The following is a 15530-nucleotide window of genomic DNA, read 5'->3' as shown; positions in this document are numbered from 1 at the left end:
AGCGTCAAAGCGGGGCCCGCGCGGGCAGGGCCGCCGCCTTGTGGTCAAATACAGGGTTTTCCACGGAATCACGACAACCGAGGGTGAGGTCATATTTGGCGGGTCACGCGAACCAGCAAGCACACACGACGCATGAGACGAGCCCGCGCGCGGCCCGACACCCCGGTCGTCGCGCACGGCGCGGCGCCGGTGCGGCGGCCCGGGCAGCCCTCGTCGGCTGTCTCGCCGCGTTCGTCGTGCTGCCGGCCTACGCGAAGTACGACGTCGACATCGACGCGCCGCGCTCGATCCGCAAGCTCCTCAAGGCCCATCTCGACATCGCGCGCTTCGCGAAGCGCGACGACATCAGCGACGACCAGTTCGACTTCCTCGTGACCGCGACACCGCAGCAGGTGCGCGACCTGACCGCGACGGCCGGCTATTTTTCGCCGGTCGTGCGCACCGACGTGCGCACGCGCGACGGCAAGCGGGACGTGCGCGTCGCCGTCGATCCGGGGCCGCAGACCGTCGTGTCGACGGTCGACCTGACGTTCAAGGGCCCGGTCGGCACCGAGGATCCGAAGCAGGAGGCCGCGACCCGCTTCGCGTTTTCGCTGAAGCCGGGCGACCCGTTCACGCAATCGGACTGGGACGTCGCGAAGGGCGCGGCGCTCAGGCAATTGCAGGCGCGCCGCTACCTGGGCGCGAAGATCGCGTCGTCGGAGGCGCGCATCGACCCGCGCACGCAGCGCGCGACGCTGGCCGTCACGTTCGACAGCGGCCCGACATTCACGATCGGCAAGGTCGATGTCGATGGCGTGCGCCGCTACCCGGAGAAGATCGTCACGAACGTCAATCCGCTGTCGGAAGGCGAGATCTACGACGTGCAGCGGATCACCGAGCTGCAGCGGCAACTGCAGAACACGCCGTACTACGCGAGCGTCGCGATCGACGTCGGCGACGATACGTCGAAGCCCGAGCGTACGCCCGTGCACGTGAAGGTCAGCGAGTTCCCGTACAACAACATTCGCGGCGGCGTCGGCTACGCGACCGATACGGGCCCGCACGTGCAGGGCTCCTACACGTATCTCGACACGTTCGGCGCCGCGTGGCCGTTCACCGTGTCGGGCCGGCTCGACCAGATCCAGCAGTACGGCCAGGTCCAGCTGTCGATGCCGCCCGGCGCGAAAGGGTGGACCAACAGCGTGCTCGCGTCGTACACGAACACCAACGTGTCGGACACGCGCATCTACAGCGCGCGGGTCGGCGTGCAGCGCACGCGCACCGGCCAGTTCATCGACTACGCGTACTCGCTGATGTTCTACCAGGACCGGCTCGACCAGAACGGCGCCGGCCCGACCACGAGCCGCGCGCTGGTGCCGCAGTGGGCATGGACGCGCCGCAACGTCGACGATCCGCTGTTCCCGCGCTCGGGCAACCTGATCCACGCGGAGGCCGGCTTCGCGATCAAGGGCGTGTTGACCGACCAGACCTTCATCCGCGGTTACGCGCGCGGCCAGCAGTACGTGCCGATCGGCAAGCGCGACCTGTTCGTGTTCCGCGCGGAGCTCGGCGGCGTGTTCACGAGCGGCAGCTCGACCGGCGTGCCGGCATCGCTGCTGTTCCGCGCGGGCGGCTCGAACTCGGTGCGCGGCTACGGTTACCAGAGCATCGGCAACAGCGTCGCCGGCTCCGTGCTGCCGACCAAGTACCTGATGACGGGCACCGCCGAATACCAGCACTGGTTCAACCGCGACTGGGGCGCCGCGACCTTCTTCGACATCGGCACCGCGACCGATGCGTGGGGCGAGCGCGTGTTCTACCCGGGCGTCGGCATCGGCGCGCGCTGGCGCAGCCCCGTCGGCCCGATCAACGTCGACGTCGCGTACGGACTGCGCAACCACAGCGTGCGCCCGTACCTGACGCTCGGCATCGCCTTCTGACCTTGTTGCACGAGCCACGACGAACCGCATGACGAAGGACCCGAACGACACGCCGCCGCCGAACGATCCGGACTCGCCCGAGCGCGCGCCCGGTGCGCCGCCGCGCGGGCCGCGGCGCGGGCGTGCGGGCCGGATCGTCGCGTGGACGCTCGTGACGGCCGTGCTGCTCGTCGTGCTGGCGGCCGGGCTCGTGCTGGCCGCGGCGACGACCGAGCGCGGCACGCGGCTCGCGTGGCAGACGGCCGTGCGCGTACTCGGCGGCCGGCTGGCGGGCACGCTGGACGGCGGCGCGCTCGCGACCGGCGTGCGGCTGCGCGGCTTCGCATGGACGAGCCCCGGCGGCACGAGCACCGAAGTGCGGATCGACCGGCTCGAGGGCCGCTGGGTGCTGACCCGCGCGCCGTGGCGGCTGTCGGTCGCTTACCTGCGCGCGGGCACGGTCGACGTGCGGATCGTGCCGGGGCCGTCGAAGCCGGCCGCGACGCCGCAGGACCTGAGCCTGCCGCTGCAGTTGCGGATCGACGACCTGCGTGTCGACCACCTGGCGATCCACGAAGGCGGCTCGACGACGCAGCTCGACCATCTCGCGCTGAACGGCCGCAGCGACGGCCGTCACCATGAACTCGCGCTCGATGGCGTCGACACGCCGTACGGCGCGCTGACCGCGCGCGCGAAGCTCGACGGCGCGAAGCCGTTCGCGCTGACGGGCAACGCGACCTACGTGGGCAAGCTGGCCAACGAAGCGGTCAACGCGAGCGCGAACGTATCGGGTTCGCTCGAAGCGCTCGTCGCCGACGTGACCGCGAGCGGGATGAAACTGAACGGCCGCGCGCACGTCGAGGCCGCGCCGTTCGGCACGGTGCCGCTCACGCGCGCGTCGCTCGCGTTCGATCACGTGAACCCGCAGGCGATCGCGCCGGGCGCGCCGGCCGCCGATCTCGCGGTGCGCGCGGAGCTGGCGCCCGTGACCGCGCCGGCCGGCACTGCCCCGGCGAAGGGGTTCGCGGTGACCGGCCCCGTGTCGATCGTCAACGCGAAGCCCGGCACGTTCGGCGAGCACCTGCTGCCGGTCGTCGACGCGCATGCGACCGTCCATCTCGACGCGCACGCGCAGCGAATCGACGGCCTCGCGCTGAAACTGATCCGCGACGGCAGCGTGACCGGCAACGGCACGCTGACGGGCGGCAAGGGCCGCTTCGACCTGAAGGTCGCGAATCTCGACCTGAACGCCTTCATTGCCGAGTTGCGGCCGATGCGCCTGGGCGGGCCGCTCGGCGTGACGCTCGCCGGCGACGTGACGACCGTCGATTTCGACCTGAACGATCCGAAGCTCGCGCTCGGCGCGCGTGCGAAGGTCGCGCTGACGCCGCAGCAGACGGTGCTGACCGATGCACGCGTGACGGCGGGCAAGGGCCGTATCGACCTGACCGGCGTGTTCCGTCACGATGCGCATTCGAGCTACGACGCGAAGGCGACGCTGACCGCGTTCGATCCGCTGCTGCTCGCGGCGATGGGCGCGCCGAAGGCCGGTAGCGGCAAGCCGGCGGCAAAAGTGGCCAAAACAGCGACCAAAACAGCGACCAAAACCGCCGCCGCGGCCAAGGCGCCGGCCAGGCGCGGCGAGACGCGCGTATCGGGCACGCTGACGGCATCCGGCGCGTTCGCGCCGCAGGTGTCGACGAAGGCGACCTTCAAGCTCGGCGACAGCCTGTACGACGGCGTGCCGCTGACCGGCGCGGGCGTCGTGCAGTTCGCCGGCTCGCGGATCCTGCCGAGCAATGCGACGCTGTCGATCGCGGGCAACCACGTCGATCTGCGCGGCAGTTTCGGCGCGCCGGGCGACCGGCTGCGCTTCGTCGTCGACGCACCGGAGCTCGACCGGCTCGGCTTCGGCGTGCAGGGGCTCGTGCAGGCGCAGGGCGAGCTGACCGGCAGCTTCGCGCATCCGAACGTGACGGCCACCTACAAGGCCCAGCACGTCGTGGTCGGCTCGAACCGGATCGGTGCCGCGCAGGGGCGCGCCGACATCCGCGACGGCGCGCACGGCGCGCTCGTATTCACGGCCGACGCGACCGACATCGCACTCGGCTCGCTGCAACTGAAATCGCTGCGCGCGAACCTCGACGGCACGCGCGCGAAGCACACGCTCGACGCGTCGGCGATGGGGACGGCCGGCGGCCGCGTGATCGACCTGACGCTCGCGGCGAACGGCGGCGTGGTCGAGAGCCGCGACGGAACGCGCTGGGACGGCACCGTCACGCGCCTCGCGAACCGCGGCACGCCGGCGGTGGCGCTGCAGGCGCCGCTTGCGGTGTCGGCCGGCGCCGGCCGCGTGACGCTCGGCGCGACGCGGCTCACGCTCGAAGGCGCGGCGATCGACCTGAAGTCGTTCGTGTTCGACCACGGCCAGATGCGCTCGGCAGGTGCCGTGCGCGATGCATCGGTCGCCCGTTTCCTCGAGATCCGCCAGGAACTGACGGGCCAGCGGCCGCCGGTGCGCACCGACGTCGTGCTCGATGCCGACTGGGATTTCTCGCTCGGCGCGAACGCGACGGGCTACGTGCAGGTGAAGCGGCGCGGCGGCGACGTGACGATCGAGACCGGGCGCGGTATTGCGTCGCTCGGGCTGACCGACCTGTCCGCGCGCGCGAGCTTTGCACCCGGCAACCGGCTCAACGTGGTGGCGCTCGCGAAGGCGAACCGGGTCGGCACGCTCGACGCGAACGTCACCGTGCCGTTCGCGCTGCGCGACGGCGTGTTCGGCGTCGTCGACGACGGCCCGCTGTCGGGCCGCATCGACGCCGACATTCCGTCGCTGAAGGCGACCGGCAACCTGTTCGGGCCGAGCTACCTGCTCGGCGGGCGCGCGGCGTTGAAGCTGACGGTCGCGGGCACGCCGGTGAAGCCGAACGTGTCGGGGATGCTGACCGGCGACGACCTGTCCGCGACGCTCGTCGATCAGGGCGTGCAGCTGAAGGACGGCATCGTGCGCGTGAAGCTCGCGGAGAACCTCGTCGAATTCCAGCAGGTCGAGTTCCACGGCGGCGACGGAACGCTGCGCGCGATCGGCCGCGTGCGTCTCGACGGCGAGGCGCCCGACCTGACCGCGAGCATCGTCGCGGACAAGCTCGAGCTGTTCGCGGCGCCGGATCGCAAGCTGTCGCTGTCGGGCAAGGCGACCGTCGCGAACGACGGGCCGCGCGGCGCACTGTCGATCGACGGCAAGTTCGTCGTCGACCGCGCGCTGTTCGACCTGCCGGAGGAGTCGGCGCCGCACCTGTCCGACGACGTCGTGATCGTGCGCCCGGACGGCACGGTGCGCGGCGACGTGCAGACCGGTACGGCGGTCGCGAAGCCGCAGAAGGTCGAGGACAAGCCGGCGCCGTCGCTCGCGCCGCGCGCGAACATCGACATCGGGCTCGGCAACAACTTCCGCTTCAAGGGGCACGGCGCGGATCTCGGCCTGCGCGGCACGATCACCGTGATGAGTGCGCCGGGCGTGCCGCTGCGCGCGGTCGGCAACGTGCGCGTGACGGAAGGCTCGACGTATACGTCGTTCGGCCGCAAGCTCGCGGTCGAGAACGGCTTCTTCACGTTCAACGGCCCGGTGTCGAATCCGGGCGTGAACATCCTCGCGATGCGGCGCAACCAGGAGGTCGAGGCTGGCGTGCAGGTCACCGGCACGATCCAGTCGCCGACGGTCAAGCTCGTGTCCGAGCCGAACGTCACCGACAACGAAAAGCTGTCGTGGCTGCTGTTCGGGCACGGCACCGACCAGGGCAACAACGTCGGTCAGCAGAACGCGATGACCGCCGCGCTCGGGCTGCTCGGCAGCGCGACCGGCAAGCGCGTCGCGCAGAGCATCGGTCTCGACGAATTCTCGATCGGCCGCAGCGACGTCGGCCTGACCGATGCGCAGGTCGTGCAGATCTCGAAGGCAATCAACGAGCGCTTCGTGCTCGGTTACGAGCAAGGGCTGCAATCGGCGAGCAACGCGTTCAAGGCGACGATCAACCTGACGCGCTTCTGGTCGGTGTCCGCGTACGGCGGCACGTTCCAGGGCGTCGACCTGAACTACACGCGGCGTTTCGATCGCTGGTTCGGCCAGCGGTGACGAAGCGGGCGCCTGGCCGGTCGGCCACGCGCGCCGGCGCTCCGGTTCGCGCGTGCGCACGCGCCGAAGCCTGCCCGCGTAGCGGCGAGCGTCACGCCGACCTGCAACCACCGGCCGCGGCGCCGCTCGCGGCCGCCCATGAAAAAGCCCCGCACGTGGTGCGGGGCTTCTTGTGCAAGCAGCGGCGCGTGCGGCTTACTTAACGCGCATGCCGGGCTTCGCGCCGCTGTGCGGCTCGAGGATGTAGAGGCCCGGCTCGGCCTTCTCGTCGGCCGCCGACGCGGCGAGCACCATCCCTTCGGACAGCCCGAACTTCATCTTGCGCGGCGCGAGGTTCGCAACCATCACCGTCAGCTTGCCGACGAGCTGCTCGGGCTGGTACGCGGACTTGATGCCCGAGAACACGTTGCGGGTCTTTTCCTCGCCGACGTCGAGCGTGAGCTGCAGCAGCTTGTCGGAGCCCTCGACGGCCTGGCACGCGACGATCTTCGCGATGCGCAGGTCGATCTTCGCGAAATCGTCGATCGAGATCGGACCGTCGTCGGCGCCGTTCGCCGCAGCCACCTTCGCGTTCGCCTTGGCGTTTTTCGCGTCCTTCGCGGCGTTGGCGGCGGTTGCTCCCGCGGCAGCGGCGCCGGCGGCCTCGGCCTGCAGCGAATCGCGGTTCGCGGCGAGCAGCGCGTCGATCTGCTTCGGATCGACCCGCGTCATCAGGTGCTGGTACGCCTTGATCGGCTGCGCGGACGACAGCGGCTTCGCGGCGTCGGCCCACGTGAGCGGCGCGATCCCGAAGAAGGCCTCGACGGCTTCGGCCACGCGCGGCATCACCGGCTTCAGCGCGAGCGACAGCAGGCGGAACGCCTCGAGGCTCACGCTGCAGGTTTCGTGCAGCGCGACCGCGTTGGCCGGATCCTTCGCGAGTTCCCACGGCTTCGCGCCGTCGACGTACGCGTTCACTTCGTCCGCGAGCTCCATCGTCTGGCGCAGCGCGCGGCTGTATTCGCGCGCTTCGTAGTGCGCGGCGATCGCCGGAATCGCGTCGCGCAGCGTCGCGACGAGCGGATGGTTCATCGCGCTGTCCTGCACGCGGCCGTCGAAACGCTTGAGCAGGAAGCCGGCCGCGCGGCTCGCGATGTTCACGTACTTGCCGACGAGGTCGCTGTTCACGCGCGCCTGGAAATCGTCGAGGTTCAGGTCGATGTCTTCCATCGTCGCGTTCAGCTTCGCGGCGAAGTAGTAGCGCAGCCATTCCGGGTTCAGGCCCGTGTCGATGTAGCTCTGCGCGGTGATGAACGTGCCGCGCGACTTCGACATCTTCGCGCCGTCGACCGTCAGGAAGCCGTGCGCGAACACGTTGGTCGGCGTGCGATGGCCCGAGAACTCGAGCATCGCCGGCCAGAACAGCGTGTGGAAATACAGGATGTCCTTGCCGATGAAGTGGTACTGCTCGGCCTTCGTGCCCGGGCGGATCCACGCATCGAAGTCGATGCCGTTGCGGTCGCACAGGTTCTTGAAGCTCGCGTAGTAGCCGACCGGCGCGTCGAGCCACACGTAGAAGTACTTGCCGGGCGCGCCCGGGATCTCGAAGCCGAAGTACGGCGCGTCACGCGAGATGTCCCAGTCGGCGAGCCTGGCCTCGCCGGCGTCGCCGAGCCATTCACGCATCTTGTTGGTCGCTTCGGGCTGTGCGAGTCCGCTGACCCATTCGCGCAGGAACGACTCGCAGCGCGGATCGGACAGGCGGAAGAAGTAGTGCGTCGAGGTCTTGCGCACCGGCGTCGCACCGGACACGACCGAGTACGGGTTCAGCAGTTCGGTCGGCAGGTAGGTCGAACCGCACACTTCGCAGTTGTCGCCGTACTGGTCCTTCGCGTGGCACTTCGGGCATTCGCCCTTGATGAAGCGGTCCGGCAGGAACATTTCCTTGACCGGGTCGTACGCCTGTTCGATCTCGCGCTCGGCGATCAGGTCGTTTTCCTTCAGCGCGAGGTAGATCTTCTCGCTCAGCACGCGGTTCTCGTCCGAGTCGGTCGAGTAGAAGTTGTCGAACGACACGCCGAAGCTGTCGAAGTCGCGCTTGTGCTCGGTCCACACGCGCTCGATCAGCTGCTTCGGCGTCAGGCCTTCCTTCTCCGCGCGCAGCATGACCGGCGTGCCGTGCGTGTCGTCGGCGCCGATGTAGTAGACCTCGTGACCGTGCATTCGCAGCGTCCGCACCCAGATGTCGGTCTGGATGTACTCGACCAGGTGGCCGATGTGGATCTGGCCGTTGGCATAGGGCAGTGCGGACGTAACGAGGATCTGGCGGCTGCCTTGCGGCGCCGCAGCCTGCACGGAAGTGAGGTCGGATGCGGACATAGGGTCTGTAGAAGAACGGCGGAAACGACGGAAACTGCGATTCTAGCAGGGGCGCGCGCAGGTCAGCCGGCGTGGGCGCCGTGGATCGGGCGCCGGAAGGGGCGGGGCCGCGGCGGCGGCGTGCCCGGCGGTGCGATGCTGCGATGCAGCAGGCGAATTCCGGGCAAAAAAAACCGGGGCGAATTCGGCCCCGGAGCAACAACGACAAGAGGAGAATGGTGACGCGCCGGCAGCGCCAGCCGCGTACCGTAAAGACAGACCGCGGGTCGCGACAGAAGTTCGAAATTTTTTTCGATTTGTTACGGAGCCCGCTGAAAGCCTTGTGCGGCGGGGGCGCGCGCCCGGCGCGCGACCCCGTTTCCTCTCGCGACGATGCTTACTGCTGGGCCGCGCGCAGGTAGATCTCGACGCGGCGGTTTTGTGCGCGGCCGGCTTCGGTCGCGTTGTCCGCGATCGGGTTCGACGGGCCCATGCCCTGTGCCGCCAGGCGGCCGCCGGCGACGCCACGCTGCACCAGCGCGTTGACGACGCTCTGCGCACGGTTCTGCGACAGCGTCTGGTTCAGCTGCTGCGAACCCGTGCTGTCCGTGTAGCCGACGACCGACGCCGTCACTTGCGGGTTCTGGTTCAGCGTCGTCGCCAGGTCGTTCAGCAGCGGCGTGAAGGCCGGCGTGATCGCGTACTGGTTGGTCGCGAACGTCACCGAGCTCGGCACGTTCAGCTTCAGCGAGCCGTCCGGCTGCTCGGTCACCTGCGTGCCCGTCTTGGCTGCCGACGGCGCGAGCTTGTTCTTGATCGCCTGCCAGTTGTAACCCGTCACGCCGCCGACCAGTGCGCCGACGCCCGCGCCGATCGCCGCGCCCTTGCCGCCGCCGGCCAGCGCGCCGATGCCTGCGCCGAGCGCTGCGCCCGTGCCGGTCCCGACGGCCGTGTTGTTGCCTTGCTGCGTGGCGCAGCCTGCCAGCAGTGCGCCGGCCAAGGCGAAGACGGACAGGCGAGTCGCGATTTTCATGTTCATCTTGAATTCCTCTCTTGGTTGAACGAGTCGACAACGACGACAAACAACAGTTACGGCTCCCGGCACGGACGCCCGAAAAAGGTGGGCAGGCCCGTGCCCGCGGCAGCCGCCGAGGCGGCTGCATGCCCTGTTCGCCAGCGTGGCTGTTCCGGACAGGGTGATGCGTCAGCCTCTACAATATAGGCGGTTCGTGGCCGATTTGGCCCCATAGCATGCCGCACGCGAAGATTGCTCCGCCGCGCGCGTTCGCGCAATGGCGTGCAACAGATTCTTTCACTTTTCCCGATTTTCGCAGCGTTATTTGATATTTCTTGACGTTTGCGCGAGAGAAAAACGTTTTCACGGAGTTTCGATGAGCATTGACCGGGCACAAGTCGACGCCGCATTGGCGGCTGTCGTCGACCCCAATACGGGCCGTCCTTACGCGGCGAACAAGGGCGTGCGCAACGTCGCGATCGACGGCGACGCCGTGGCGGTCGACGTGGTGCTCGGCTATCCCGCGCGCAGCCAGCACGACGACGTGCGCGCGCGCATCGCCGCTGCGCTGAAGGCCGTGCCGGGCGTGCGTGACGCACGCGTCGCCGTGTCGCAGGAGATCGTCGCGCACACGGTGCAGCGCGGCGTGAAGCTGCTGCCGAACGTGAAGAACGTCGTCGCGGTCGCGTCGGGCAAGGGCGGCGTCGGCAAGAGCACGACGGCCGTCAACCTCGCGCTCGCGCTCGCCGCGGAAGGCGCGTCGGTCGGCATTCTCGACGCCGACATCTACGGTCCGTCGCTGCCGACCATGCTCGGCATTCACGGCCAGCGGCCCGAGTCGCCCGACAACCAGTCGATGAACCCGCTGGTCGGCCACGGGCTGCAGGCGAACTCGATCGGCTTCCTGATCGAGGAAGACAACCCGATGGTGTGGCGCGGCCCGATGGCGACGTCGGCGCTCGAGCAGCTGCTGCGACAGACCAACTGGCGCGAGCTCGACTACCTGATCGTCGACATGCCGCCGGGCACGGGCGACATCCAGCTCACGCTCGCGCAGCGCGTGCCGGTGACCGGCGCCGTGATCGTCACGACCCCGCAGGACATCGCGCTGCTCGACGCGAAGAAGGGCCTGAAGATGTTCGAGAAGGTCGGGATTCCGATCCTCGGTATCGTCGAGAACATGAGCATCCACGTGTGCTCGAACTGCGGCCACGAAGAGCACATCTTCGGCGCGGGCGGTGCCGAGCGGATGGCGCAGGACTACGGCGTGACCGTGCTCGGCAGCCTGCCGCTCGACATCGCGATCCGCGAGCGCGCCGACAGCGGCACGCCGACGGTCGCGGCCGAACCGGACGGCGCGCTGGCGCGGCGCTATCGCGACATCGCGCGCGGGGTCGCGCTGGCGATCGCCGAGCGCGCACGCGACATGACGTCGAAGTTCCCGTCGATCGTTGTTCAAAATACGTAAAACCCTTGCGGGGCGGGGCCTCACGCTGTTTACGGCGCCGCGAGGCGCGGTATCATGGCGACTTTTCCCGGGTCCCTTTACCCGCCCGGCATGGCCGCCGTGTCAAATGGCCGCCAGCCGGCATGAGGATCGAATGAACCAACGACATCACGGCGTGCGCGCCGGCCGCGCGCGGCGCGCGCTGCTGGCCGCCGCCGCGCTGGGCCTGCTGGCCGGCTGTACCTCTTTTTCCTCGTCGCACGAAAAGCGTGCCGACGCGCAGTTGCAGCCGACCGTCGGCTCGCAGGCGCGCGGCGCGGTGACGTTCGTCGAACGCCCGGATGGCGTCCAGGTCACGTACAACCTGGCCGGCCTGCCGCCGAACAGCGATCACGCGCTGCAGGTGCACGAGCGCGGCGACTGCAACGCGGGCGACGGCTCGAGCGCCGGCCAGGTGTTCGCGCCGGCCGCCGACCGGCTGCGCGCGGGCGCGCGGGTCGCCGGCGATCTCGGCAACATCCATGCGGATGCGAACGGCGTCGCGGCCGGTTTCATCGTCGCGCCCGATCTGGCCCTCGACGGCGTGCGCTCCGCGCTGAACCGCGCGGCGCTGGTCCACCGCGACCCGAGCGATCCGGCGTTTCCGCAGCATGGCGCGGGACCCGCGCTCGCCTGTGGCGTGATCCGTTGACGGCCGCCGCGTACGCGAGCCGATGATCGCGTAAAATGTGCGCCTTTCCGGGTCGCCGCGTCGCGAGCGACCCTCCCTGACTGTCACGCAGCGTTTCCTGGCGCCCCGATATGAAACGACCCCAACGCTCACTTCGTCCGCTGTCCCCCGCGGGGACGGCCAGCCTTCTTGGGACGGCCCGGCGGAGGCTGGCATGAGCATCAAGTCCGACAAGTGGATTCGGCGCATGGCCGAAGAACACAAGATGATCGAGCCGTTCGTGCCCGATCAGGTCCGCGCGTCCGAGGACGGTCGCCGGATCGTCAGCTACGGCACGTCGAGCTACGGCTACGACATCCGCTGCGCGGACGAATTCAAGATCTTCACGAACATCAACTCGACGATCGTCGATCCGAAGAACTTCGACGAGGGTTCGTTTGTCGATTTCAAGGGCGACGTGTGCATCATCCCGCCGAACTCGTTCGCGCTGGCTCGCACCGTCGAATATTTCCGCATCCCGCGCACCGTGCTCACCGTCTGCCTCGGCAAGTCGACCTACGCGCGCTGCGGGATCATCGTCAACGTGACGCCGTTCGAACCCGAGTGGGAAGGCTACGTCACGCTGGAATTCTCGAATACCACGCCGCTGCCCGCGAAGATCTACGCGAACGAAGGTGTCGCGCAGGTGCTGTTCTTCGAAAGCGACGAAGTGTGCGACGTGTCGTACGCCGATCGCGGCGGCAAGTATCAGGGTCAGCGCGGTGTCACGCTGCCGAAAACCTGATCTGGTTGCATAACGTCTCACCAGTTTCCGGGTGACCGCTGCGCGTGACGCGCCGCGGTCGTTCTTTTTGGAGAATCGCCCATGAAGTTTCGTTTCCCCGTCGTCATCATCGACGAAGATTTCCGCTCCGAGAACATCTCGGGCTCCGGCATCCGGGCGTTGGCCGAAGCGATCGAGAAGGAGGGCGTCGAAGTCCTCGGCCTCACGAGCTACGGCGATCTGACGTCGTTCGCGCAGCAATCGAGCCGCGCGTCGTGCTTCATCCTGTCGATCGACGACGACGAACTCATGCTCGGCGAAACGGGCCCGGACGGCGAACTGCCCGAGCTCGCGACCGCGATCATCGAGCTGCGCGCGTTCGTCACCGAAGTGCGCCGCCGCAACGCGGACATCCCGATCTTCCTGTACGGCGAGACGCGCACGTCGCGGCATCTGCCGAACGACATCCTGCGCGAACTGCATGGCTTCATCCACATGTTCGAGGACACGCCGGAGTTCGTCGCGCGCCACATCATCCGCGAGGCGAAGGTCTATCTCGACTCGCTCGCGCCGCCGTTCTTCAAGGAACTGGTGAAGTACGCGGACGAAGGCTCGTACTCGTGGCACTGCCCGGGCCACTCGGGCGGCGTCGCGTTCCTGAAGAACCCGCTCGGCCAGATGTTCCACCAGTTCTTCGGCGAGAACATGCTGCGCGCCGACGTCTGCAACGCGGTCGACGAACTCGGCCAGCTGCTCGATCACACGGGCCCGGTCGCGGCGTCCGAGCGCAATGCGGCGCGCATCTTCAGCGCGGACCACCTGTTCTTCGTGACCAACGGCACGTCGACGTCGAACAAGATCGTCTGGCACGCGACGGTCGCTCCCGGCGACATCGTGCTGGTCGACCGCAACTGCCACAAGTCGATCCTGCACGCGATCACGATGACGGGCGCGATTCCCGTGTTCCTCACGCCGACGCGCAACCACTTCGGCATCATCGGGCCGATCCCGCGCGACGAATTCAAGCCGGAGAACATCCGCCGGAAGATCGAGGCGAACCCGTTCGCGCGCGAGGCGATGCGCCAGAACCCGGACATGAAGCCGCGCATCCTGACGATCACGCAGAGCACGTACGACGGCGTCGTCTACAACGTCGAGATGATCAAGGACCTGCTCGGCGACCTGCTCGACACGCTGCACTTCGACGAAGCGTGGCTGCCGCACGCGACGTTCCACGACTTCTACCGCGACATGCACGCGATCGGCGACGGCCGCCCGCGCACGGGCGCGCTCGTGTTCGCGACGCACTCGACGCACAAGCTGCTCGCCGGCATCTCGCAGGCGTCGCAGATCGTCGTGCAGGATTCGGAGAACCGCACGTTCGACAAGCATCGCTTCAACGAGGCGTACCTGATGCACACGTCGACGAGCCCGCAGTACGCGATCATCGCGTCGTGCGACGTCGCGGCCGCGATGATGGAGCCGCCGGGCGGCACCGCGCTCGTCGAGGAATCGATCGCCGAGGCGATCGACTTCCGCCGCGCGATGCGCAAGGTCGACGCCGAGTACGGCGACGACTGGTTCTTCAGCGTGTGGGGTCCGGACGACCTGTCGGAAGAAGGCATCGGCTCGCGCGACGACTGGATGCTGAAGCCGAACGACCACTGGCACGGCTTCGGCCCGCTGGCGGAAGGCTTCAACATGCTCGACCCGATCAAGGCGACGATCATCACGCCGGGGCTCGACGTCGACGGCGAGTTCGGCGAGACGGGCATTCCGGCCGCGATCGTCACGAAGTACCTGGCCGAGCACGGCATCATCGTCGAGAAGACCGGCCTGTACTCGTTCTTCATCATGTTCACGATCGGCATCACGAAGGGCCGCTGGAACTCGATGGTGACCGAGCTGCAGCAGTTCAAGGACGACTACGACAACAACCAGCCGCTGTGGCGCGTGCTGCCGGAATTCGTCGCGCAGCATCCGCGTTACGAGCGCGTCGGCCTGCGCGACCTGTGCACGCAGATCCACGACGTGTACCGCGCGAACGACATCGCACGCCTGACGACGGAGATGTACCTGTCGGACATGGAGCCGGCGATGAAGCCGTCGGACGCGTTCGCGAAGCTCGCGCACCGCAAGATCGACCGCGTGCCGCTCGACGAGCTCGAAGGCCGCGTGACGAGCATTCTGCTCACGCCGTACCCGCCAGGCATTCCGCTGCTGATCCCGGGCGAGCGCTTCAACAAGACGATCGTGAACTACCTGCGGTTCGCGCGCGACTTCAACGAACGCTTCCCGGGCTTCCACACCGATATCCACGGCCTCGTCGCGGAAGAGGTGAACGGGCGCGTCGAGTACTTCGTCGACTGCGTGCGCGACTGATGGCGACGCAGGGACGAATCCGGACGATACGCGCGGCGCTGGCCGCGCTCGTCGCCTGGGCGAGCTGGTCGGCAGGGCCGGCGGGGCTGAGCGTCGCGCATGCGGAAGTGGCGGCGGCCGACCCGATCGACGTCGCGATGCGGCAGTGTCTCGCGCGGCGCGACCGGTCGTCGACGGCCGGCCAGATCCAGTGCATGGGCGAAGCGCAGCAGCAGTGGCAGGCGGTGATGGACGGCGCGTACCAGCGCCTGTCGAACGACGCGCCGGCCGACGCGAAGCGCGGCTGGCAGGACAGCCAGCGCCGCTGGGTCACGTGGCGCAAGGATGAAATTCATCTGCTGAAGGCCGTGTACGACACGACGCGCGGCACGTCGTACGCGATGTCGAGCGCCGACATGCAGCTGCAGCCGGTGCGCGATCGCGCGTTGGCGCTGCGCGCGGCGGCCGACCGTTATGCACCGCCGCCTGCCGCCGTGCCGGTGGCGGCCACGAGCGGTGCGCAGGGCGGTACCCGTGGCGCGGCGGTCGCGGCGCCAAGCGCCGCCGCGGCAGCCGGCGGCAAGCCGGCGAACGCGCCGCGCGATCCGGCGGTCCGCCGCGTGCGGCCGTGCGTGCAGGATGCCGCATGCGAGCACGCGCTGTTCGACTTGAACCGCTATTACCAGAAGCTGCGTCGCAAGATGCCTGCGCATTCGGCCGCGACGCTCGTGCGCGCGCAACGCGCGTGGGAGGCGTTCCGCGATTCGACTGCGCCGCTCGTCGGCGAGGACGGCCGCGTCGACCTGATCGGCGCGCGCATCGCGACGATGAAGCGGCTGTCGGAGACGGCCGGCAACGACTGAGGATCGCCGCGATGCCGGTCATCCGGCGCGGCAACGCA

The 15530-nt window shown here is 68.6% G+C and carries 9 protein-coding genes; 7 read left to right on the top strand and 2 right to left on the bottom strand.

Annotated elements, in window-relative coordinates; genetic code table 11:
• Window positions 1-95 precede the first annotated feature (95 nt).
• Window positions 96-1922, top strand: coding sequence for an autotransporter assembly complex family protein (locus DIE17_RS27995; RefSeq protein WP_124521611.1), 1827 nt, complete (start codon window positions 96-98; stop codon window positions 1920-1922).
• A gap of 28 nt (window positions 1923-1950) precedes the next feature.
• A complete protein-coding gene (locus DIE17_RS27990) occupies window positions 1951-6036 on the top strand; it encodes a translocation/assembly module TamB domain-containing protein (RefSeq protein WP_124521551.1) in 4086 nt (1361 codons plus the stop codon).
• A gap of 195 nt (window positions 6037-6231) precedes the next feature.
• On the opposite strand, the gene metG is transcribed toward DIE17_RS27990, so the two are convergent.
• On the bottom strand, window positions 6232-8394 hold the full coding sequence (metG, locus tag DIE17_RS27985) for a methionine--tRNA ligase (protein ID WP_044847721.1): 2163 nt from the start codon (window positions 8392-8394) through the stop codon (window positions 6232-6234).
• A gap of 376 nt (window positions 8395-8770) precedes the next feature.
• Window positions 8771-9412, bottom strand: coding sequence for an OmpA family protein (locus DIE17_RS27975; RefSeq protein WP_044847722.1), 642 nt, complete (start codon window positions 9410-9412; stop codon window positions 8771-8773).
• A 352-nt stretch (window positions 9413-9764) separates the two neighbouring features.
• Between DIE17_RS27975 and apbC the strand changes: the two genes are divergently transcribed.
• From apbC to DIE17_RS27950, 5 genes are all read left to right on the top strand, one after another.
• Window positions 9765-10856, top strand: coding sequence for an iron-sulfur cluster carrier protein ApbC (apbC, locus tag DIE17_RS27970; RefSeq protein WP_124521553.1), 1092 nt, complete (start codon window positions 9765-9767; stop codon window positions 10854-10856).
• 133 nt (window positions 10857-10989) lie between these two features.
• Window positions 10990-11526 carry a superoxide dismutase [Cu-Zn] gene (gene sodC / locus DIE17_RS27965; RefSeq protein WP_044847724.1) on the top strand — a complete coding sequence of 179 codons (537 nt, stop codon included), beginning with the start codon at window positions 10990-10992 and terminating at the stop codon, window positions 11524-11526.
• Between the two features lie 193 nt (window positions 11527-11719).
• Window positions 11720-12289 carry a dCTP deaminase gene (gene dcd, locus DIE17_RS27960; protein ID WP_006398615.1) on the top strand — a complete coding sequence of 190 codons (570 nt, stop codon included), beginning with the start codon at window positions 11720-11722 and terminating at the stop codon, window positions 12287-12289.
• A gap of 81 nt (window positions 12290-12370) precedes the next feature.
• Window positions 12371-14650: an arginine/lysine/ornithine decarboxylase gene (locus DIE17_RS27955; RefSeq protein WP_044847725.1), complete on the top strand. Its 2280-nt coding sequence runs from the start codon at window positions 12371-12373 to the stop codon at window positions 14648-14650.
• On the top strand, window positions 14650-15492 hold the full coding sequence (locus tag DIE17_RS27950; RefSeq protein ID WP_124521555.1) for a lysozyme inhibitor LprI family protein: 843 nt from the start codon (window positions 14650-14652) through the stop codon (window positions 15490-15492). Before DIE17_RS27955 ends, DIE17_RS27950 begins: the two co-directional genes overlap by 1 nt.
• Window positions 15493-15530: the final 38 nt, after the last annotated feature.

This window comes from Burkholderia sp. Bp9099 (genome assembly GCF_003857805.1).
GTDB lineage: Bacteria > Pseudomonadota > Gammaproteobacteria > Burkholderiales > Burkholderiaceae > Burkholderia.
Note: the sequence above shows the minus strand (reverse complement) of the source record. Positions and strands in the feature narration are given on the sequence as shown.

Excerpts from the sequence above, each read along its gene's own strand:
- DIE17_RS27955 (WP_044847725.1), top strand. The coding sequence starts at position 12,371 with ATGAAGTTTCGTTTCCCCGTCGTCATCATCGACGAAGATTTCCGCTCC.
- dcd (WP_006398615.1), top strand. The coding sequence starts at position 11,720 with ATGAGCATCAAGTCCGACAAGTGGATTCGGCGCATGGCCGAAGAACAC.
- apbC (WP_124521553.1), top strand. The coding sequence starts at position 9,765 with ATGAGCATTGACCGGGCACAAGTCGACGCCGCATTGGCGGCTGTCGTC.
- metG (WP_044847721.1), bottom strand. The coding sequence starts at position 8,394 with ATGTCCGCATCCGACCTCACTTCCGTGCAGGCTGCGGCGCCGCAAGGC.
- DIE17_RS27975 (WP_044847722.1), bottom strand. The coding sequence starts at position 9,412 with ATGAACATGAAAATCGCGACTCGCCTGTCCGTCTTCGCCTTGGCCGGC.
- DIE17_RS27950 (WP_124521555.1), top strand. The coding sequence starts at position 14,650 with ATGGCGACGCAGGGACGAATCCGGACGATACGCGCGGCGCTGGCCGCG.
- DIE17_RS27990 (WP_124521551.1), top strand. The coding sequence starts at position 1,951 with ATGACGAAGGACCCGAACGACACGCCGCCGCCGAACGATCCGGACTCG.
- sodC (WP_044847724.1), top strand. The coding sequence starts at position 10,990 with ATGAACCAACGACATCACGGCGTGCGCGCCGGCCGCGCGCGGCGCGCG.